The 20,678-nt window shown below is 64.0% G+C and carries 21 protein-coding genes; 8 read left to right on the top strand and 13 right to left on the bottom strand.

What is annotated here, in order from left to right:
- Nucleotides 1-72 precede the first annotated feature (72 nt).
- The 4 genes from IVB41_RS14990 to IVB41_RS14975 form a co-directional block, all read right to left on the bottom strand.
- A complete protein-coding gene (locus IVB41_RS14990) occupies nt 73-2,226 on the bottom strand; it encodes a methyl-accepting chemotaxis protein (RefSeq protein ID WP_247432271.1) in 2,154 nt (717 codons plus the stop codon).
- A gap of 165 nt (nt 2,227-2,391) precedes the next feature.
- Nucleotides 2,392-3,117 carry an outer membrane protein gene (locus IVB41_RS14985; protein ID WP_247432876.1) on the bottom strand — a complete coding sequence of 242 codons (726 nt, stop codon included), beginning with the start codon at nt 3,115-3,117 and terminating at the stop codon, nt 2,392-2,394.
- Between the two features lie 223 nt (nt 3,118-3,340).
- Nucleotides 3,341-3,661 (bottom strand): hypothetical protein, encoded by a 321-nt coding sequence (locus IVB41_RS14980; protein ID WP_247432268.1) that lies wholly within the window; start codon nt 3,659-3,661, stop codon nt 3,341-3,343.
- 84 nt (nt 3,662-3,745) lie between these two features.
- Nucleotides 3,746-4,150, bottom strand: coding sequence for a RidA family protein (locus IVB41_RS14975; RefSeq protein ID WP_247432265.1), 405 nt, complete (start codon nt 4,148-4,150; stop codon nt 3,746-3,748).
- Nucleotides 4,151-4,265: 115 nt separating this feature from the next.
- Here IVB41_RS14975 and IVB41_RS14970 point away from each other — a divergent pair, with 115 nt between their 5' ends.
- Together IVB41_RS14970 and IVB41_RS14965 are read left to right on the top strand one after the other, a co-directional pair.
- On the top strand, nt 4,266-5,033 hold the full coding sequence (locus IVB41_RS14970) for a helix-turn-helix transcriptional regulator (RefSeq protein WP_247432262.1): 768 nt from the start codon (nt 4,266-4,268) through the stop codon (nt 5,031-5,033).
- 42 nt (nt 5,034-5,075) lie between these two features.
- Nucleotides 5,076-5,366: a hypothetical protein gene (locus tag IVB41_RS14965; RefSeq protein ID WP_247283199.1), complete on the top strand. Its 291-nt coding sequence runs from the start codon at nt 5,076-5,078 to the stop codon at nt 5,364-5,366.
- 132 nt (nt 5,367-5,498) lie between these two features.
- Here IVB41_RS14965 and IVB41_RS14960 read toward each other — a convergent pair whose 3' ends face one another.
- Nucleotides 5,499-5,708, bottom strand: coding sequence for a hypothetical protein (locus tag IVB41_RS14960; protein WP_027570060.1), 210 nt, complete (start codon nt 5,706-5,708; stop codon nt 5,499-5,501).
- The gene (locus tag IVB41_RS14955; protein WP_247432259.1) at nt 5,705-5,869 is read right to left on the bottom strand and encodes a hypothetical protein; all 165 of its coding nucleotides are present in this window, start codon (nt 5,867-5,869) and stop codon (nt 5,705-5,707) included. Before IVB41_RS14955 ends, IVB41_RS14960 begins: the two co-directional genes overlap by 4 nt.
- Before the next feature lie 343 nt (nt 5,870-6,212).
- Here IVB41_RS14955 and IVB41_RS14950 point away from each other — a divergent pair, with 343 nt between their 5' ends.
- Complete coding sequence (locus IVB41_RS14950) at nt 6,213-6,482, top strand: hypothetical protein (protein WP_247432256.1); 270 nt, start codon at nt 6,213-6,215, stop codon at nt 6,480-6,482.
- A gap of 15 nt (nt 6,483-6,497) precedes the next feature.
- Here the strand turns inward: IVB41_RS14950 and IVB41_RS14945 are convergent, their stop codons facing one another.
- From IVB41_RS14945 to IVB41_RS14925, 5 genes are all read right to left on the bottom strand, one after another.
- Nucleotides 6,498-8,117, bottom strand: a complete 1,620-nt coding sequence (locus tag IVB41_RS14945) for an ABC transporter ATP-binding protein (RefSeq protein WP_247432252.1) — start codon at nt 8,115-8,117, stop codon at nt 6,498-6,500.
- 2 nt (nt 8,118-8,119) lie between these two features.
- Nucleotides 8,120-8,959, bottom strand: a complete 840-nt coding sequence (locus tag IVB41_RS14940; RefSeq protein WP_247432249.1) for an ABC transporter permease — start codon at nt 8,957-8,959, stop codon at nt 8,120-8,122.
- The gene (locus IVB41_RS14935) at nt 8,956-9,927 is read right to left on the bottom strand and encodes an ABC transporter permease (protein ID WP_247432246.1); all 972 of its coding nucleotides are present in this window, start codon (nt 9,925-9,927) and stop codon (nt 8,956-8,958) included. The genes IVB41_RS14940 and IVB41_RS14935 overlap by 4 nt, the downstream gene beginning before the upstream one ends.
- Before the next feature lie 91 nt (nt 9,928-10,018).
- Entirely contained in the window at nt 10,019-11,569 is a 1,551-nt protein-coding gene (locus tag IVB41_RS14930; protein ID WP_247432243.1) for an ABC transporter substrate-binding protein, read from the bottom strand.
- A gap of 218 nt (nt 11,570-11,787) precedes the next feature.
- Entirely contained in the window at nt 11,788-12,099 is a 312-nt protein-coding gene (locus IVB41_RS14925; protein ID WP_247432241.1) for a hypothetical protein, read from the bottom strand.
- A 177-nt stretch (nt 12,100-12,276) separates the two neighbouring features.
- On the opposite strand from IVB41_RS14925, the gene irrA reads away from it, so the two are divergent.
- Nucleotides 12,277-12,759: an iron response transcriptional regulator IrrA gene (gene irrA, locus IVB41_RS14920; RefSeq protein WP_247432236.1), complete on the top strand. Its 483-nt coding sequence runs from the start codon at nt 12,277-12,279 to the stop codon at nt 12,757-12,759.
- A 7-nt stretch (nt 12,760-12,766) separates the two neighbouring features.
- On the opposite strand, the gene IVB41_RS14915 is transcribed toward irrA, so the two are convergent.
- Complete coding sequence (locus tag IVB41_RS14915) at nt 12,767-14,317, bottom strand: winged helix-turn-helix domain-containing tetratricopeptide repeat protein (RefSeq protein WP_247362927.1); 1,551 nt, start codon at nt 14,315-14,317, stop codon at nt 12,767-12,769.
- Nucleotides 14,318-14,451: 134 nt separating this feature from the next.
- On the opposite strand from IVB41_RS14915, the gene mddA reads away from it, so the two are divergent.
- Both mddA and IVB41_RS14905 read left to right on the top strand, forming a co-directional pair.
- The gene (gene mddA, locus IVB41_RS14910; protein ID WP_247432233.1) at nt 14,452-15,237 is read left to right on the top strand and encodes a methanethiol S-methyltransferase; all 786 of its coding nucleotides are present in this window, start codon (nt 14,452-14,454) and stop codon (nt 15,235-15,237) included.
- Between the two features lie 230 nt (nt 15,238-15,467).
- Nucleotides 15,468-15,890 carry a GFA family protein gene (locus IVB41_RS14905; RefSeq protein ID WP_247432228.1) on the top strand — a complete coding sequence of 141 codons (423 nt, stop codon included), beginning with the start codon at nt 15,468-15,470 and terminating at the stop codon, nt 15,888-15,890.
- A 44-nt stretch (nt 15,891-15,934) separates the two neighbouring features.
- Here the strand turns inward: IVB41_RS14905 and IVB41_RS14900 are convergent, their stop codons facing one another.
- Nucleotides 15,935-17,494, bottom strand: coding sequence for a winged helix-turn-helix domain-containing protein (locus tag IVB41_RS14900; RefSeq protein ID WP_247362926.1), 1,560 nt, complete (start codon nt 17,492-17,494; stop codon nt 15,935-15,937).
- A gap of 419 nt (nt 17,495-17,913) precedes the next feature.
- Between IVB41_RS14900 and IVB41_RS14895 the strand changes: the two genes are divergently transcribed.
- Together IVB41_RS14895 and IVB41_RS14890 are read left to right on the top strand one after the other, a co-directional pair.
- The gene (locus tag IVB41_RS14895) at nt 17,914-19,275 is read left to right on the top strand and encodes an adenylosuccinate lyase family protein (RefSeq protein WP_247432225.1); all 1,362 of its coding nucleotides are present in this window, start codon (nt 17,914-17,916) and stop codon (nt 19,273-19,275) included.
- A 113-nt stretch (nt 19,276-19,388) separates the two neighbouring features.
- The gene (locus IVB41_RS14890; RefSeq protein ID WP_027570071.1) at nt 19,389-20,645 is read left to right on the top strand and encodes an aminopeptidase; all 1,257 of its coding nucleotides are present in this window, start codon (nt 19,389-19,391) and stop codon (nt 20,643-20,645) included.
- Nucleotides 20,646-20,678 lie beyond the last annotated feature (33 nt).

The raw sequence follows: 20,678 nt of genomic DNA, 5'->3' as shown, positions 1-20,678 counted from the left end.
CCCCGCCGCGCCAGCCGAAAAAGGACGCTGGCGGGGTCCGCATAGCGGTCATTCCGGGTTACGGAACGGCGCCTACGCCGCCCGCATGTTGTTGAGAAACGCGTCGATCTCTCCGCGCAGCATGTCGGCCTCGCGGCGGAGCGCGTCGGAGGCGCCGAGCACTTCGTTCGCCGCTGCGCCGGCTTCCGCCGAAGCCGTGGAGACGCCGACGATGTTGCTGGAAACCTCGCTGGTGCCGCCGGCGGCATGCTGGATGTTGCGGGCGATCTCGCGGGTCGCCGCGCCCTGTTCCTCGACCGCGGCGGCGATCGTCGTGGTGACGTCGTTGATCTCGCCGATGATCCGGCCGATGCCCTGGATGGCGCCGACGGCCGAAGTCGTCACTGACTGCATGCTGGCGATCTGGCTGCGGATCTCCTCCGTCGCTTTGGCGGTCTGGCTCGCGAGGCTCTTCACCTCGGAGGCGACCACCGCGAAGCCACGACCGGCTTCACCCGCGCGCGCCGCCTCGATGGTGGCGTTGAGCGCCAGCAGATTGGTCTGCGAGGCAATGGTCTGGATCAGGTCGACCACCACGCTGATGCGGCTCGCGCTGTCGGCGAGGCTCTGCACCGTGGCATCGGTCGCGCCGGCTTCGTCGACCGCCTTCCTGGCGATCGCGGCCGAGGTCACGACCTGCTTGCTGATCTCCTCGATCGAGGATGAGAGCTGCTCGGTGCCTGATGATACGGTCTGCACGTTGACCGAGGTCTCTTCGGCTGCGGAGGCAACCGCGTTCACCAGCGCATTGGACTGGTCTGCCGTGTTCGACATGCTCTGCGCGGTCGATTGCATCGAATTGGCTGACTGCGCGAGATTGTCGAGTGCGGTGCGGACCGCGCCCTCGAATTCTGCAATCTTCGCCTCCATCTGCGCCGCACGCTCGGCCTTGGCGACGCGATCCCTGTCTTGCTCGCTCGCAAGCGCGCGAGCTTCGATCATGCTGTCGCGGAACACCGTCAGCGTTTCCTTCATCGCGCCGATCTCGTCGTTCTGCCGGGAGCGGACGATCTCGGTGTCGAGGTCGCCGGCCGAGAGCAACTGCATGGCGCGTTGAAGCTCGCGAACGCGGCGCAGGATGTTGCGGCCGACATAGAGCCAGACGAACAGCGCCGAGCCGACCAGCGTCAGAGCGCCGAGTGCCAGCATCGCGGTGGTCGCGAGCGAGATCTCATGCCGCGCCTGGAAGGTCGACGCGTTGGTCTCCTTCTGCACGCCCTCGACGAGCTGCTGCACGCTGATGCCGAGGCCGACATTGAGCTTGCGGGTCTCGTCCAGGATGGTCTGGCCGTAGTCGATCGCGTCGAGCTCTTTCTGGCGGATCTTGAACACGCCGGACCTGCCTTCGCCGAAGGCGAACAGCTTTTGCACGGTGTCGCGCACCGCCTGCATCGAGGCCATGTTCGGCAGGTCCTCGAGATTCGACTTGACGCGGTCGCGCGTCGCCTTGAACTCCTTCTCGATCGCCTCCAGCGTATCGCTGTTGTTGGCCGACAGCGCCGCCATCATGTCGGCGGCCATCAGATTGCCGTTGGCGGAGATGGTCGCGACCTGGGAGACGGTGCGGGCGGCTTCGGTGGCATCGTCGGCGGAAACTTCCGCCGCGCCGAGGATCGCGTTCAGGCGCGTTTGCGCATCCAGCATGGCAGGACCGGCCGCACCGACGAAGGTGAGCTGCGCCTTGCGGAGCGCTTCATATTGCTTGTCGTGCAGTGCGCCGGTATCCAGCCGTTCGCGCGCGGCCGACACCAGGCTCTGGGTCGCCTCGTCGATGCTCTTGGCGGTGTCGCGCAACGCGGTTGCGATCTGCTTGTCGGCGCCGAGCTCGATGATCTCGCCGAGCTTGGCCATGGCGAGCTGCTGGATCTCCTGCACCTTCTTGGTGCGTTCGTTCAGCGCCTCGTCGGACGGCGACGCCAGGAGGCCCGGCCCCTGTGCCGCAAGCGTTGCGCTTTGCGATGCGAGTTGAAGGCTGGCGGAAAGGCGCGGGATGTCGCGGCCGCTCAGGTCCATCATGGTGCTGCCGAGATGATTGAAGACGAAGCCGGCGCCGGCTGCAATCACGAGGCCCATGCCCGCGATCACCGCGAAGGCCGTGAACAGGCTGCCGCGCACGCCCCATGTCGGCATTTTGAAACGAGGCCGGATACGACCAAGCAAGCGGCCAAGGCCCAGACGGATCGCCATCGAAATTCCCCCACGCGTGATCTTTATGTTTTCGCCGCGGAGTATCCTCGGGCCAGGTTAAAAAATCGCAAGTTGCTCAATCGGTTGCCTACGTTCCGCACAGCGAAAAAAGAAAGGGCCGGCAATGATGCCGGCCCTTCATCATGATAAGGTCTTGGTAACCGTTCAGTAGCGCGCGACCGCCGAGTTGGCCCAGTTGAAGCGGTAGTTGACGCCCGCCTTGATGGTGTGGTCGTCGGTGGTGAAGTTGCCGGTGCCCGCCAGCGGACCACCGGTGAAGTGCGCGTCGCCGAAATTGTAGTACTGGTACTCGGCCTTGGCCGACCAGTTCGGCGCGAACATGTATTCGAGCCCGGCGCCGACGGTGTAGCCGTTGCGGTGATCGCCCGTGATGACGAAGGCAGTCGGCACGCCGCCGACGGTCACCTTCTCGTTGTTGTCCGAATAAGCGTAGCCGCCCTTCACATAGAGCAGGCCCGGACCCCAGGTGTAGCCGACGCGGCCGGTGATCGAGCCGAGACCACGCTGGTCGTTGGTGTAGGCGACGCCGCCCGGGAACACCGCGCCGACGCTGCCGGAGAGCCAGGAATACTGGCCTTCGACGCCGACAACGAAGTTCGGGTTGAACTGCCAGTCCGCGCCGGCCTGCAGACCGCCGAGGAAACGGCCGTTGCCGTTATTGCCGGTGGAGAGGCCGCTGAAATTGTTGTCGCTGGAGAACGCGCCGCCGACATGGCCGCCGATGTAGAAGCCGGTCCAATTGTAGATCGGCGCGGCATAGGCGGGCGCGGGCGCCTTATAGTAATTGCGGTTACCGAGATCGGCACCGACCGCCGGCGCGGCAGCGCCCACCACGAGCAGCGCAACGGTCGCAAACAGAATCTTCTTCATCATCCAAACTCCAACACTTAGGTCCGCGGCAGGCGCGCTTTCCGCGCCGTCGTTGGTTCTGCAGATAGCTCGCTTTTGACGAAAATGCTGTCACATCCGTGGCACAGCGGCAGCCAACCTAACTTATTGGGCTGTAAATGATTTTCGTGCTTAATGGCGGCTTAAGAAGTGGTGAAGGAAGGCTTAACTCGGCGCTATCAGGGTAACTTGCGCGCGCATCTCGTTAACCAAGGCGGCGCCGCGCCTCATCGCGCATCTGTTCGCGGAATGCAGCGCGCTTTGCGGGCCGGTCTTCCTCGCGCACGTCATGACGATCGAACACGTCGAACTTCTCCAGGATCGGATAGCGCTCGCTCGCCATCGCGAGCACGCGCAGCACCTTGGTCGCCGACGGTGTCGGGCCGCTCACCTCCCAGCGCCGGATGGTGTCGGCGCCGCCCTTCTCCGGCAATCCGCAAAGCCGGGCCATGTCGGCCGCGGTGAGCTTGCGCTCGAGGACCTCCGAGAGATCGTTGCGGAGTTGCTTTAGTTCGAGACCGGTCATGTCGCCTCAATACGCGAAGTCGATGAGGTGAATGCACTAGCGCTGATTCGGGTCCATCCGAAGGCGGGCAATCCGCGCCTGACCTCATCCATGTTGCCTCGCCAGCGCGACGCAATCGACCTCGATGTCAAATGGCCCAGGCCACGACGGAACGTTCAGGAAGATGCGCGCCGGTGAACAGTCCTGGAAGTAACGGGCATAGACCTCGTTGAACGTGGCGAAATGCGCGGGATCGGGCGTACAATAGACATTGCACTTGATCACCTCCGCCAGCGACGACCCCGCCGCTTCCAGGCAGCATTTCATCTGGTCGAGCACGATCTCGGCCTGCCGCTCGAACGGTAGCGCTCTGACCTCGCCCGTTTCGGGATCGAATGGCGGCAGGCCGGATAGATAGACGAAGCCTTCGACGACGACGACCGGATAGATCGGGCCTCTGCGGCGGCGCTCCAGATAGGTCGATATCGGCTCCACGCGGATGCGTTTCATGCTGGGTCTCCGGATTGTGTCGGAGCCACGGTAGAGCGCGCTCGGCGTCCAATGGTTCGGCCGCGGCCAAACCATCACCGTTGTCGTGCCGGGACGGTCGCGATACGCTTTCTCCATGGTCGCAGCGGCAAACATGGTCGAGGTGGCGGCACTGGTCGGCGATACCGCGCGGGCCACGATGCTGGCGGCGCTGATGGGCGGGCAGGCCCTGACCGCGAGCGAACTGGCGGCGCGCGCGCGAATATCGAGGTCGACGGCAAGCGGACATCTCGGCAAGCTGGTCGGGGCGCGGCTGCTCATCGTGACGCAGAAACGTCGCAACCGCTATTACCGCATCGCGTCTCCTTTGGTGGCCAGGATGCTGGAGAGCATCAAGGCCGTTGCCGCCATCGAGGTTCCGCCGCGCCATCAGTCGCGCTCGATCGCCGACGATCAACTTCGCTTTGCGCGCACCTGCTACGACCATCTGGCCGGCTATCTCGGCGTCGCCATCGCCGACGCCCTCGTCGCCAAAGCGCACGTCGTGCTCACCGATGACGGCGGAGAGGTAACGGCCTCCGGAACGCATTTCCTCTCCGCGTTCGGCGCGGTGCTGGAGCCGAAATCCGGAAGCAGGCGAATCTTCTGCCGCCCATGCCTGGACTGGAGCGAGCGTCGCTTTCACGTCGCCGGTCACGTCGGCGCAGAGATTCAACGTTGCTGCCTGGAGCGCGGCTGGCTGAGACGGGACCGCGACACGCGGATCGTGCACGTCACGCCAGCCGGGCAAATCGGCTTGCGCAAGACATTCGGCATCCATCTGAGCGGTAACGGCGACCGGTCCGCGGCATCTTCGCCCGCGCACGAAGTTATGAATGGGGTGCCCATGGAAATCCGCCGCTGAATGAACAAATGCCAAGGGGGCGGCAGAATGAAGTGATCAGCCATGACAAGCATCAAACCCGCCATCGCCGCCCTCGTCACCATCGGGCTGCTTGCCGCGCCGTTCGCGGCTGAAGCCAAAAAGCACCGGTCAATCCGATCTTACAGCACCGGCGTGGTGGCTCCGAATTATGGGAGCGCCGGATCGTTGGCAGCACAGCCCAGAGCCTACGGGTCGAGCGGACAGTCGGTCGGGACGGTCACGGCGCCATCGATCGGTACGTATAATTGGCCGTCCGTCGGCGTGACCAACGCAGTCCCGACCTGGAACAACACCAACCCGCCCATCCGATAGGCGCGCTTGTCCGGCGAGCCAATGCCGGTCACCCTGCGCCGGTCGCAAGGCCAGAGAAGATCAAGCGCGACAGCAATGATCATGGCGGTGGACCAGGCATTTCGGATCGTTCAGGGACAGCGCAGCCCGATCCTAAATTCCCCGACCGACCTGTTGGCCGATCACGCAGCGCCATCCGGCGAGGCGCTCGGCTGGATGCTGGTTCATCCATTCGGCGAGCTGTGGCGCACCCATCAGGCACGATTGCATCGAGACGTCGGCGAAGTCGGATGTGGTGACGGTTTGCTCATGACAGTTCGCTGGAGAGGCGAGGTTGCAGAGCACGGCAATGATCTTGATCACGCGAGGTTTCCTCCGTCGCTGCGACGCGCGGAGGCTCCGCTCGATCGTTCGCCTACCGGATCAGCCGGCGGGAAGATGCTGTCGTAGATCGCGCGCGCTTCCTGGATGAGGCGAATGCGCTCGCGCTCAGATTTCGAGATAAACTCAATAACCTGGCCCATGTCGGCTCCAATAGATCCTCAATCCATCATCACATGATGGAAATCATTTCATGCGGATGTGGGGTGCCGGCTTCGGCTTTGCAGCCGTGCGGGCGGTCACGAGGGATAAAAAGCCCGTGAGTATTCCGTTCCTGAAGTGGAACGGGATACCTTCAGCGATGCGCCGGTCTCACGACGCATCTGTTCGCCGGGATCGCTTCGCCGCTTCGTGATGACGTGTTGAGGCTCTGCGGTGTGAGGGCATTGCGGCACATTTTCTCGCGCGCGGAGTTGTAAGATCACTCAGTGCACGTGCGCCTGACGAACGGCATTGCGATTGAGAGACCGCCCGAAAGGATCAGCCATGACAACAACGAAACGCTCCATTGCTGCACTCATTGCTCTCGGACTGGCCGCAGCGCCACTCGCTGTCAACGCACAGACGTCGGCGACAGGTACACCAGGCAGCACGAGCGGACGCACCGGAGCGCCGGTACAGCAAGGAACTATCGGAAGTTCCGGGAAGACCGTCGGGACCGTGACAGCGCCCTCGGTCGGAACGTCCAACCAGCCCTCCGTCGGCGTAACAAACTCAGTCCCCACCTGGAACAACACGAATCCTCGACCGAAGTAGCCGCAATCGGCTGACTTACGCTGCCGGCGCGCGCTCCTTGCGCCCCGGCACCGCCGCGAGCAGTTCGCGCGTATAGGCATGTTCGGGCGCGGCGAACAGCTGCGCGGTCGGCTTCAGCTCGACGATGACGCCGCGCTGCATCACGGCGATTCGGTCGCAGATCTGGGCGGCAACGCGTAGATCGTGGGTGATGAACAGCATCGAGAGGCCGAGGCGGGCCTTGAGGTCTTCGAGCAGCCTCAGGACCTGCGCCTGCACGGAGACGTCGAGCGCCGAGACGGCCTCATCCGCGACGATGATCTCGGGCTCGAGCGCGAGCGCGCGCGCGATGCCGATGCGCTGGCGCTGGCCGCCGGAGAATTCATGCGGATAGCGCTCGAGGGCGCCGGCATCGAGGCCGACCATCTTGAGGAGATCGCGGGCGCGGTCGAACGCGACTTTCGGATCGGTACCGGCCGCGATCGGGCCGTCGGCAATGATATGACCGACCTTGCGGCGCGGATTGAGCGAAGCGAACGGATCCTGGAAGATCATCTGGATGCGATGACGCTCGGCGCGTAGCGCCTTGCCCGCGAGCTTTGTGAGATCGGTCTCGCCGATCCGCACGGTGCCGCGATCGGCCTCGATCAGCCGCATCACCAGCCGGGCCACCGACGATTTTCCGGAACCGGATTCGCCGACCAGGCCGAGCGTCTCGCCCTTGAGAATCGTGAAGTTGACTTCGCGAGCGGCATCGACGCGGCGGTCCTCGCGAAACCAGCCGCCCGAGGTGACGTAGGTCTTGTCCAGTCCGATCACCTCGACCGCCTTGGCCTGGTCGTCGAGGGCGCTGCGGGCGGGCGGGTCCATCGAGGGCACGGCGGCGAGCAGCGCCTTGGTGTAGTCGTGCTGCGGCGCGTTGAAGACGGCCGAGGCGGGGCCTTCCTCGACCACCTTGCCATGGCGCAACACGACGACCTGGTCGGCGATGTCGGCGACCACGCCGAAATCATGGGTGATGAACATCACCGCCATGTTGCGATTGCGCTGGAGGTTGCGGATCAGTTTCAGGATCTGCGCTTGCGTGGTGACGTCGAGCGCGGTTGTCGGCTCGTCCGCGACCAGCACCGCCGGTTCGAGCGCGAGCGCCATCGCGATCATGGCGCGCTGGCGCTGGCCGCCGGAGAGCTGGTGCGGATAGGCGCGCACGATGCGCTCGGGATCGGGGAGGCCGACCTCGCGCGCCAGCGACAGCGCCTTGGCGCGCCGCTCCCTCGGCGTGAGCAGCCCGTGCGCCTCGAACATCTCCGCCATCTGGTCGCCGATCCGCATCAACGGATTGAGGGCGGTCATCGGCTCCTGAAAGATCATCGCGAGCCGGCGGCCGCGCAGATCGCGCCAGCCGTCGTCGTCGAGCTTGAGCAGGTCGCGGCCTTCGAACTGGATCTCGCCGGAGGTGACGGTGACCGTGTCAGGCAACAGGCCCATCAGCGCATGCGCGCACATCGATTTGCCCGAGCCGGATTCGCCGACGACGCAGACGATCTTGCCCGGCCGCAGATCGAGCGAGACGCCGTCGACCGCGAACGGCCGTTCCGCGCCCTTGGGCAGCGCGATCCGCAAGTTCTTGATGGAGACGGCGGGCGGTGCGGTCATGATCAGCGGCCCTCCCGTGACAGCCGCGGATTGAGCGCGTCATTGAGGCCTTCGCCGATCAAATTGAGGCCGAGCACCGAGATCAGGATCGCGACGCCGGGAAATACGGTGATCCACCAGGCCTGGCGGATCACGGTACGGCCGGCACCGACCATGTAGCCCCAGGAGATCAGATTGGGATCGCCGAGGCCGAGGAACGCCAGCGAGGATTCCAGCAGGATCGCGGTCGCCACCATCAGCGAGGCCAGCACGATCACCGGCGACAACGTGTTCGGCAGGATTTCGCGCAGGATGATCCAGGTGTTGCTCTGGCCCGTGACCACCGCGGCCTGGACGTACTCCCGCGTGCGCAACGACAGCACCTCGCCGCGGACGAGGCGCGCGACCGGCGGCCAGCTTACCAGCGCGATCGAGGCGACGATCGAATAGATCGAGGGCTGCAGGATCGCGACCAGCACGATCGCGAGCGCAAAGCTCGGAATGGTCTGGAAGAACTCGGTGAAGCGCATCAGGGCGTCGTCGACCCTGCCGCCGAAATAGCCGGCCACGGCGCCGATGGGAACGCCGACGACCAGCGCCACCAGCGTAGAGACCATGCCGACGAGCAGCGAGACGCGTGCGCCAAAGATCATTCCCGCGAACACGTCGCGGCCGAGCGCGTCGGTGCCGAGCGGCACGGTCGCGAGCGTGAACGGCGGCAGGAACGGCCGCTGCACCATGCGCCAGGGCGAGTTCGGGAACAGCATCGGACCAAACAACGCGACCGAGATCGCAAGGAGCAGGATGATGAGCCCGATGACGCCGCTCGGGCTCCTCAGCATCGATTTCCAGAACTGTTTCATGTGGTGAATTCGATGCGCGGGTCGACCAGGCGATAGACCAGGTCGGTGATGAGGTTGAAGATCAGGACCATGGCGGAGCAGATCACGAAGACGCCGAGCAGCAGATTGTAGTCGCGCTGGAGCAGGGCGTCGTACATCAGGCGTCCGATGCCGGGCCAGGCGAACACGGTCTCGGTGATGACGGCGCCGCCGATCAGGGTGCCGGAGTGGACGCCGGCGAGCGTCACGACGGGGAGCAGCGCGTTGCGCAGGACGTGGCGACGCTGGATCACGGCATCGGAGAGGCCTTTGGCGCGCGCGGTCTTGACGAAGTCGAGACGCTTCACCTCCAGCATCGAGGCGCGCGTCATGCGGGTGTAGGTCGCCATAAAGAACAGGCCGAGCGTCATCGCCGGCATGATCAGGTGCTTCGCCACATCGACGGCATGAGCGAAGCCGGTGAAGTTGGCGCCGACGGTCTCGTAGCCGAAGCTCGGCAGCCAATCCATGGTGACCGAAAACAGCAGGATGCCCATCAGCGCCACCCAGAAGATCGGCATTGCGTAGAATATCAGGGCAAAGACGGTGATCGCGGTGTCGAGAAAGGTTCCGGCAAAGCGCGCGGCGAAGGTGCCGAAGAGTATGCCGAGCACGAGCGAGATCGCAAACGCCGTCAGCGTCAGCAGCAATGTCGCGGGCAGCCGCTCGCCGATCAGCTTCGCGACCGGTGCCTGCTGGCGGAACGAGAAGCCGAGGTCGAGGGTAGCAATGCCCTTGACGTAGATGAAGAGCTGCTCAGGCAGCGGCTTGTCCAGACCGAACTTCTCCCTGAGCTGCTGGACGAAGATCTGGTCGCTGGCGCCCGCCTCGCCCGCCATCACGACGGCGGGATCGCCGGGCGCGAGCCGGATCAGGAAGAAATTGAGGACGACGATCGCAAGCAGGACGATCACGCCCTTCGCGATACGCTGAGCGACAAAGGAGAGCATCTAGAGGATCATATCGGTGACGTGACCTGGAGCGACAGAGATGGAGCGATCACCTCTCCCCGCGAGCGGGGAGAGGTGACGGAGGCAGCCCTCACTTGTCCAGCCATGCGTCCTTGAAGCCGTCATTGACGCCGATGCCGGTCGTGATCAGGTTCTTGACCTTGCAGCGCATGATGGTCGGGAATTGCAGCTCGAGCATCCAGGCCACCGGCACGTCCTCGACCAGGATCTTCTGCGCCTTCTCGTAGATCTCCTTGCGCTTGGAATCGGGCGTCGCCACCGCGCCGTCGGCGAACAGCTTGTCGATTTCCGGGTTGGAGTAACCCTCGACGTTGTTGAACACCTGGCCCTTGGCGATGGCGCTGGAGACGTAGTTGCGACCGACGCCGAGGGCCGGATCGCCGTACTGGTAGAGATAGGTGAAGGCGATGTCGTAGTCCCAGTCGCCGATCTTCTGGTTGCCGCCGGCGACGTCAGTGGCGATGGTCTCGATGTTCATGCCGACGTCCTGGAGGTTCTGCTTCACGGCTTCACCCCAGCGCTGCCAGGTCTCGCCATAGGCGAGCGGCAGAAGACGGATCTTCTCGCCCTTGTAGCCGGCTTCCTTCAGCAGCGCCTTGGCCTTGGCCGGATCGTATGGGTATTTCGGCACGTCGTCGGTATAGTATTTGATGGTCGAGGCGGACGGGCCGGTCGCGACCTTGCCGAGCCCGTTCCAGATCACGTCCTTGGCGAAGTCGCGGTCGATCGCATACATGACCGCCTGCCGCACCCGCTTGTCGGCGAGCGGACCCTGGCGATTGTTGAGCCACAGCCAGGCCAGCGGTGAGAAGAACTCCCAGCCGGCGCCGGTGACGCAGGTGTCCTTCAGCTTGGACAGCCGCGGCACGTCGAAATTCTCGACCGAGCCGCCGGGCAGCACGTCGACCTTGCCAGTCTCATACGCCACCGAGCGCGCCGCGGCATCGGGAATGATCTGCCAGTAGATCTCGTCGAGATAGGGTTTGCCCTTCTCGTAATAGTTCGGGTTCTTGACCAGGCGGATGAAAGAGCCCTTCTGCCATTCCTTGAACATGAAGGGGCCGGTGCCGACAGGGGCGTTATTGTAGGGATTGGTCTTCCAGTCGGTGCCTTCATAAAGATGCTTCGGTACCATCGGCATTGAGCCGACCTCGAAGATGCCGAGGAACGGGCCGAACGGCTGCTTCAGCGTGAACACCACCGTGTAGTCGTCGGGAGCCTCGACCTTGTCGACCTGCGCCAGATTGTTGCGGGCACGCGCGTGGGTTTGCTTCAGCATCTCGAGCGAGAACAGCACGTCGGCGGCGGTGAAGGGCTTGCCGTCATGCCACGTCACGCCCTTCCTGAGCTTGAATGTGTAGGTTTTTGCGTCCTCGCTGACACTCCAGCTCTCGGCGAGCTCGGGCTGCGGTTCGAGCTTGGGGCTGTAGCGAAGCAGGCCCTCGAAAATGTTGCCCGACACCATCTGCACCGGGCCGTTCTGGACCATCGCCAGCATCAGGCCGGGCGGCTCGGGCTGAATCACGGCATTGATCGCTCCACCCGCTTTCGGCTCTTGCGCCAGCGCCGGGGCCGCGAGACCGCAAGCCAGGAGGACACCAAGCAACACTCGTTTTGACATGTCGTATCTTTCTCAAGCGAGACCAGCCGCAAACGCTTCGCACGTCATGGCGCGCAAAGCTATGGCCGGCCCATCCCAGTCCCCATCCGGGATCGAGGCTCACACAGTCTCGTTCGGCGCCGCAAGATGAAAGTCTCGACAGTGTTCGCACAAAAAATGTACAGCGCGTCCTGTTACGGCATTTGACGGCCAAGCCGGCGCCGCCGCGCCGCACGGCTTCAGGAGGGCCGCAGCACCCGTTGCAACTCGGCAAGCGCATCCGCGAGTTGCTCCCGGTGCGCGATGTCCTCCTTGGGGATGGCCGCGACACTGCCCGCGAGCTCGCGCAGGATCCCGGCGAGCAGGCCGAAATTGAGGTGCAGGTGCACCGATTTGCGTTCCTCCGCCGTCCCCGGATGCTGCAGCACCAGCGCAACGCCGCTGCCGTCGAGGCGAGCCTCGAACCGCGATGAATGCCCGAAGGTGCCGACATAGAACTTGTCGGGATATTCTAGCGCGATCTCTGCCTTGTCGGGAACCGGCTTGGACATGCGAGCCTCATTGATGTCAGGCTATTCTGGCCGGGAATAAACTGGGGCGCCTTGTGATAGGTCAGAGGCGGGCTCGTTCCGGATTTGATCGGGATCAAAGCCGGGCTGCCGCTTCTGCGATCTGATGGCAGGACGCGTGAAGCCCCGCGTGCCCGGTCAACTGCGAGTACCTCGGCGATGAACGTCCATTCCACCCCACCCGAAGCGGATTCAGACGATATCGCCATCTCCTTCGCAGACGAGGCGTCGGCACGTTGCGCGCAATTGCTCGGCGATGCCGGCCTCAGGCTGACGCGCCACCGTCTGGCGCTCGGTCAAATGCTGTTCCTCTGCCCCCATCGTCATGTGACAGCGGAGGGGCTTTATGAAGAAGCGACGGGCGCCAATCTGCGGCTGTCGCTTGCGACCGTCTACAACACGCTGAACCAGTTCACCGAAGCCGGCCTGTTGCGCCGGATCGCGGCCGACGGTATCAAGTCGTTCTTCGACACCGATACGTCCGTGCATCCGCATTTCTACCTCGAAGGCGAGGATGTGCTGGTCGACGTCACCGACGGCCTGACCTTCACCAGGATACCCGAGGCGCTTCCGGGCCACGAGATCGCGCGGCTCGACGTCGTCGTCCATCTGCGCCGGAAGCGCGACGCAGATCCGGCATGAGGATCGTCTAGCGTAAGCCCGCCCGCCGAAATCCTTCCAGATAGTGCTCGCGGTCGGCCTCGTTGGCCCACGGCAATTGTGTCGCGATCCAGTGCAACGAGATGTTGGGCTGGGTGCGGCGGAGCTCGCCCAGCGCCATCTCCGCAACCATGCCGTCGCCGGTCATACCGGCAGAAACCGCCAGCACGCGGTAGGCGCCGGTGAGGTCGCCGCGGTGGCGGATCGCCTCGCGCGCGAGCGCGATGGCCTCGCCATAGCGCCGCTCGGTGAAGCGGGCATAGCCGGCGATGCCATGATAGATCGCCAGGGATGGATCGCGCGGCGAGAGCCGCATTGCCCTCTGCGCTGCCTCGAATGAATCCTTCGGTCGCCCGGCATAGGACAGCGCCAGTGCGTAATAGCCCTGCGCCAGCGAGAAGTTCGGATTGAGCGCGAGCGCCTGCTCGAACTCGGACAGTGCGTCTGCAAGCCTTCGCGTCGAGAAGTAGACGCTGCCGAGCGCGGCGTGCGCCCAGGCATCCTCGTGGTCGCAGCGCACCGCGGCGAGCGCGGCGACTTCCGCCACCGGCGCCACCAGCGCAAGCTCGGCCCAGCCGAGATGCACGCCGAACATGTGGTTCGCCGCGAGCACCGACAGCGCCTGACCGTAGTTCGGGTCGATCCCGATCGCGCGTTCCAGCAGCACCCGTGCGGTCTCGTGATCCCGCCGCGTCACGCGCCAGTAATGCGATAGCGCCCGCATCAGGAGATCCCAGGCATCCAGGCTCGCGGGGGGCTTGCGATGGGCGCGAAAACTTTCCGCCGCATGAATCTGCGGCTCGATCGCCGCGGCGATCGCGTTGGTGATTTCGTCCTGCACGGCGAACACGTCGACCAGCTCGCGGTCGTAGCGTTCGGCCCAGAGATGGCTGCCGGTCGTGGCGTCGTTGAGCTGAGCGGTGATGCGCACCCGGTTGTCCGACTTGCGCACGCTGCCTTCGACGACGTAGCGGACGCCCAGTTCCTCGGCGATCTGCCGGATGTGGACCGCGCGGCCCTTGTAGGTGAAGGACGAGTTGCGGGCGATCACCATGAACCAGCGCTGCTTCGACAGCGCGGTGAGGATGTCCTCGCTGATGCCGTCGCCGAAATAGTCCTGTGCGGGATCGCCGCTCATGTTCTCGAAAGCGAGCACCGCGACCGCCGGACGGTCCGCCTGGGCGCGCGGCAGAACAGCGACGGGTTGCGCAGGCGCCGTCGCGGCTGCCACTTCTTCCCGGACTTCGCCGACGAAACGAAAGCCCTTGCGCGGAATGGTCTTGATCAGCCGCTGGCTCGCACCGTCGTCGCCGAGCGCCTTGCGCGCGGCGTTGATCCGGCTGTTCAGGGCGGAATCAGAGATGATCCGATCGCTCCAGATCTGGCTGATCAGGTCATCCTTGCTGACCACACGGGTGCGCTGCGCCACCAGATAGAGCAGGAGATCGAACACCTGCGGCTGCAACGGCACGGCGGCGCCGCTGCAGGTGAGTTCCCGCAGGTCGCCGTCGAGCACGTTGTTTTCAAAGCGAAATCGCACGTTTCTGTCGTCTCAAGCAAAAATCAAAGTCATCTCAGGCGAAAATCAACCGTCCGCGAAAGTCTTGAGACCTCCGGTGCGGCATGGTGCAGCGACCAATGAAGTGCCGGCGTTTTGGCACAACGGAGCTGTTTATGACCCAAATTGATTATCAGGTTCATCCTATCGGCCCGGTTGCGGGCTCACGCATTTTCAAGTTCATCGCATTTCTGTACGGAATTGCGGCGTATCTCGTGTTTTTCGTCACCATTCTGTACGCCATCGGCTTCGTCATGGGGCTGGTGGTGCCGAAGACCATCGACACCGGGACCGACACGCCCGTGGCCGAGGCCGTCATCATCAATCTGCTCCTGATGGCCCTGTTTGCGGTCCAGCATAGCGTGATGGCGCGCCGGCAATTCAAGGCCTGGTGGACGCAGTACGTCCCCAAGCCGGTCGAGCGCAGCACCTATGTGCTGTTTGCGAGCCTGTCATTGCTCCTCCTGTTCTGGCAGTGGCGTCCGCTGCCCACGGTCGTATGGGACGTCGCGAACCCGGATCTTGCTGTGACGATCGTCACGCTGTCGCTGGTGGGCTGGGTCCTCGTATTCACCTCGACCTTCATCATCAATCACTTCGAGTTGTTCGGATTGCATCAGGTGACCAATCATCTCGTCGGCAAGGAGGCGTCGCCGCCGCGATTCAAGACGCCGCTACTCTACAAATTCGTCCGTCATCCGATTTATCTCGGCTTCATCATCGCGTTCTGGGCGGCGCCGGTCATGACCGCGGGCCATCTGCTGTTCGCCGCCGTGACCACGCTCTACATCTTCGTCGGCATCGCGCTGGAGGAGCACGACCTCATCGATCTCTTCGGTGACGAGTACCGGCAGTACAAACAACGGGTGTCGATGCTTATTCCCTGGCGCAAGTCGGTATAGCTTGCGCGTCTTTCCGTCGCGTCCTCCGTAAGGAGGACGCGCGGCGGCGCCGAGGCGCGTATCGGAGCTTGCCGGACGCAACCTTCAACGTTTCTCGGGGTGAATCCCCCTCATCCCGACGCTATCAGTGCGAGCAAAGCTCGTCGCGACCCCCGCATTCGTTCTTGCCGAGTTATCGGCAAACAGGAGCGGGGAGACGAATCTGAACAATCATCAACGGAGACGACCTAATGAGACATGTTGGAAACTGCTTCTGTGGCGCGGTCACGATCGAGGTTACAGGCGCGCCGGAGGCTATGGGCTATTGCCATTGCAGCTCGTGCCGCTCGTGGTCGGGCGGTCCGGTGAACGCCTTCAGCCTGTGGAAGCCCGAAGCCGTGCGCATCACCGAAGGTGCTCAGAATGTCGAGACCTTTGCGAAGACGCCGCTCAGCCAGCGCAAATATTGCAAGAAGTGCGGCGGCCATCTCATGACCAACCATCCGCCGCTCGGCCTGGTCGACGTCTTCACCGCCACCATCCCCACTCTCGCCTTCGCGCCCGGCGTCCACGTCAACTACGCCGAGACGGTGCTGCCAATGCGCGACGGCCTGCCCAAGCTCAAGGATTTCCCGGCCGAATTCGGCGGCAGCGGCGAGATGATGCAGGAGTGATGCGCTTTCTTCCTCTCCCCGCAAGCGGGGAGAGGAGAGATTCGCTACCTCATCCCCGCGCGCCGCAATCCCTCGAGATAATGCTCGCGATCCTCGTCCCGCAGCATCGGCAGCTCGCGCGTGATCCAGGCGAGCGAGATTCCGGGTTGGGCGCGGCGCAAGCCTTCCAGGGCGGAAGCCGCGCGCGCGGGATCGCCCGACATTCCGGCGGCGGCCGTCAGCACGCGATGCGCGCCGACGAAATCGGCGCGCTGCCGCATCGACTCGCGCGCCATCTGTGCGGCGCCTTCGTAATCGCGGCCGATGAACCGGGCATAGGCCGCGACGCCGCAATAGATCGCCGCGAGCGGGTCGCGCGGGCTCAGCCGCAGCGCGCGGCGCGCGGCGACATCGCCGTTCTGCCATCGTCCCGCGTAACACAGCGTCACGCCGTAGAAGGCGTGCGCCATCGCAAAATTCGGATTGAGGTTCAGCGCCAGTTCGAACTCCGCCAGCGCGTCGTCGAAGCGGCGACGGAATAGATAAGTATAAGCCAGACCATGATGAGCCCAGGCATCCTCGCGATCGGCCTCCACCGCCGCGAGCGCGGCGCGCTCGGCGACCGGCACGGTCGGGGCCATGTCGGACCAGCCCATATGCGCGCCGAAGATGTGGCTGGTCGCGAGCAGGCCGAGTGCCTTGCCATAGGCGGGATCGAGCGCGACGGCCTTTTCGAGCAGTCCCTGCGCGGCGGCATTGTCCTCGCGGGTGATGCGCCAGTAATGCGACAATGCGCGCATCACGAGGTCCCATGCATCCAGGCTTCCCGGCGGCTTCTGCTGGGCGCGAAAACTCTCGGCGGTATAGAGCTGCGGCTCGATCGCGGCGACGATCGCCTCGGTGATCTCGTCCTGCACCGCGAAGATGTCGGCAAGCTCGCGGTCGTAGCGTTCGGCCCAAAGATGGCTGCCGGTTGAGACGTCGTTGAGCTGCGCGGAGATACGCACGCGATCGCCGCTCCGCCGCACGCTGCCTTCGAGCACGTAGCGCACGCCGAGCTCGCGCGCGACCTCGTTCATGTGCACCGCGCGGCCCTTGTAAACGAAGGAGGAGTTGCGCGCGATGACGAAGAACCAGCGCAGCTTCGACAGCGCGGTGATGATGTCCTCGCTGATTCCGTCCGAGAAATAATCCTGCTCGCGGTCGCCGCTCATGTTGGTGAAGGGCAGCACCGCGATCGCCGGCCGGTCCGGTAGCGGCAGCGGGGCCCGCAGAAGCTTCGCTCCGAAATCGGATTCCGGCGCGGTTGCCCCACGCTTGGTTTCGACGTCGCCGACGAAACGAAAACCCTTGCGTGAGATGGTTCGGATCAGCGCTTGGCTCGCGCCGCTGTCTCCGACTGCCTTGCGTGCCGCATTGATCCGGCTGGTCAGCGTGGATTCGGAGACGCTGCGCCCGTGCCAGATCTTGTCGATCAGCTCGTCCTTGCTGACCACCCGATCGCGGTTCTCCATGAGGTGGACAACGAGATCGAACACCTGCGGCTCCACGGCAACGGGAACCTGCTCGCGGCTCAGCTCGCGCAAGTCGGTATCGAGCAGATGATCCCGGAACAGAAACTGCACGTCGAAAACTCAGACCTCAAGGCAACATCGGGCAATGATGAAAGCAAAACGGATTTCGGCTGATGTCTGTGAGTCCGCCAAGGGGCCTGTCCGGTTCACCACGATCGCGTGATGGCAGCCATGCGATTTACGGGGAGGAATGCAACCTGGATTAGAATAAAGCCGTTTCGGCCGGATTGTGGCGATTTCGTCACGGCGTTGCGAGCAATCCATCCTGCCGCCGCGGAGCTAGCGTGGATTGCTTCGTCGCAAGGGCTCCTCGCAATGACGGTGTTGAGGCAATGGCGTGCGGCAGCTTCCATGTTGTCCTGGCCTTCGCGACAGCATCGAATACCTGACGAATAGTGAATGTCCATTGCCGAACAGTTCCGTGTGCGTAAGCTGCCCTCACACAAAACACCAACCACGAAGAAACGCCCATGCCCGCTTTTCATGCCTCAACCACCGTGCTCGATTCCATGCTGTTCCGCGATGCCTTCGGCACGCCGCAGATGCGGGAGGTGTTTTCCGATATCGCGACGGTCGCGCGCTATGCCGAGGTCGAGGTGGCGCTGGCGAAGGCGGAAGCGAGATGCGGGGTGATTCCGCAGGACGCGGCCGATCAGATCGCGGCGCGGACCGACGTTGCCGCGCTGGATTTCGACCTGTTACGGCAGGAGACCGATGTCGTCGGCTATCCGATCCTGCCGCTAGTGCATCAGATGGTGAAGCAATGCGGCGATGCCGGCCGCTATGTGCATTGGGGAGCGACCACGCAGGACATCATGGACACCGCCGTGGTGCTGCAACTGCGCGCCGGGCTCGAGATCGTCGAGCAGGACATCGCCGCGCTGCGCACAATCCTCGCCGCCCTCTCGAAGCGCTACCGCGACACGCCGATGGCGGGGCGCACCCATCTCCAGCAGGCGTTGCCGGTGACCTTCGGCTACAAGACCGCGATCTGGCTCGCGATGTTCGACCGCCACGCCGAGCGCATCAGTGAATTGAAGCCGCGCGTTCTGGTCGGCCAGTTCGCCGGCGCCGCCGGCACGCTGGCCTCGCTCGGCGACAAGGGGTTCGAGGTGCAGGAAGCGCTCTGCGCCGAACTGAGGCTCGGCGTTCCCGCCTCGACCTGGCACGTCGCACGCGACGGTTTTGCCGAGGCCGTCAATTTCCTGGCGCTCATCACCGGCTCGCTCGGCAAGATCGCGCTCGACGTCATGATCATGGCCTCGACCGAATTCGCGGAGGTCTACGAGCCCTTCGTCAAGGGACGCGGTGCTTCCTCGACCATGCCTCAGAAGCGCAACCCGATCTCCTCGGAACTGATACTTGCGGCGTCCAAGGCGGTGCGCCAGCACGCCGGCCTCATGCTGGATGCCATGGTGCAGGATTTCGAGCGCGCCACCGGGCCCTGGCACGCCGAATGGATGGCTATCCCCGAGAGTTTCGTGCTGACCGCCGGCGCGTTGCATCAGGCGAAGTTCGCGCTCGCCGGCCTGATCGTGGACGAAAGCAAGATGAACGAGAATCTCGCCGTCAGCCGCGGTCTGATCGTGGCCGAAGCCGTCATGATGGGGCTCGCGCCGCAGATCGGGCGGCAGGAGGCCCATGACGTGGTCTATGACGCCTGCCGGCTCGCCAATGAGAAAGGTCTGACATTGGCGGACGCACTGTCGTCCGATTCCCGCGTCTCCGTCAGAATCGATCGTGCCACGATCGAGGCGCTGACATCACCGAAAAATTACCTCGGCCTTGCTCCCGCCATGGTCGACCGGGTGCTGAAATCGGCAACGCGTTGAAAACCAAAATGCGCGAAACTGCGTATCTTTGGGGTGTCGCAAGGCACTCGCGCACTTGTGTCTCGCGATGCTAGACTTAGATTGAGCGAGAGACGTTCGGCAGAGGATTCGGCATGACTGATCAACGCATCACCTCCACTCCCATCGATCCCGTGAAGCTCGACCGGCTGGCCGAGGTGGCGGTGAAGGTGGGCCTGGGCTTGCGGCCCGGCCAGGATCTGCTCTTGACGGCGCCTGCGATCGCGTTGCCGCTGGTGCGGCGGATTGCCGTGCATGCGTACAAGGCCGGCGCCGGCATCGTGACGCCCATTCTCTCCGACGAAGAGATGACGCTGGCGCGCTACCGCCACGGCCACGACGACAGCTTCGATCGCGCCGCCAACTGGCTCTACGAGGGCATGGCCAAGGCGTTCTCGAACAACACCGCGCGTCTCGCCATCGTCGGCGACAATCCGATGCTGCTCTCGGGCGAAGATGCATCCAAGGTCGCGCGCGCCAGCAAGGCCAATTCCATGGCCTATCAGCCCGCGCTGGAAAAGATCGTCAATTTCGACACCAACTGGAACATCATTGCCTATCCGAGCCCGTCCTGGGCGAAGCAGGTCTTTCCGAACGATCCTGAAGAGGTCGCGATCGGCAAGCTCGCGGACGCGATCTTCGCGGCGTCCCGCGTCGATCGCGAGGACGCGCCGGCCAATTGGGCGAGCCACAACGCGGTGCTGCGGGAGCGCACCAACTGGCTCAACGGCCAGCGTTTCCGCGCGCTCCAGTATTCAGGACCGGGCACCGACCTCACGATCGGCCTCGCCGACGGCCATGAATGGGAGGGCGGTGCTTCGCTCTCCAAGAACGGCATCAGCTGCAACGCCAATATCCCGACCGAAGAGGTCTTCACCACGCCGCATTGCCGGCGCGTCTACGGCCATGTTGTGAGCTCGAAGCCGCTGTCCTACCAGGGCACGCTGATCGACAACATCGCGGTGCGCTTCGAGGACGGCAGGATCGTCGACGCCAAGGCTTCGCGCGGCGAGGAGGTACTGAACAAGGTGCTCGACACCGACGAGGGCGCGCGCCGTCTCGGCGAGGTGGCCCTGGTGCCGCATTCCTCGCCGATCTCGCAGAGCGGATTATTGTTCTACAACACGCTGTTCGACGAGAACGCGGCCTCGCACATCGCGCTCGGCCAGTGCTATTCGAAGTGCTTCGTCAACGGCGCCCAGCTCACGCCGCAGCAGATCGCGGCGCAAGGCGGCAACCAGAGCCTGATCCATATCGACTGGATGATCGGCTCGGCCGAGACCGACATCGACGGCATTCTGGCCGACGGCAGCAAAGTGCCGGTGTTTCGCAAGGGCGAATGGGCGAAGTAACGCGTCTTTCAGTCCATCCTTCGAGACGCCCGC

Source organism: Bradyrhizobium sp. 44 (genome assembly GCF_023073095.1).
GTDB lineage: Bacteria > Pseudomonadota > Alphaproteobacteria > Rhizobiales > Xanthobacteraceae > Bradyrhizobium.
Note: the sequence above shows the minus strand (reverse complement) of the source record. Positions and strands in the feature narration are given on the sequence as shown.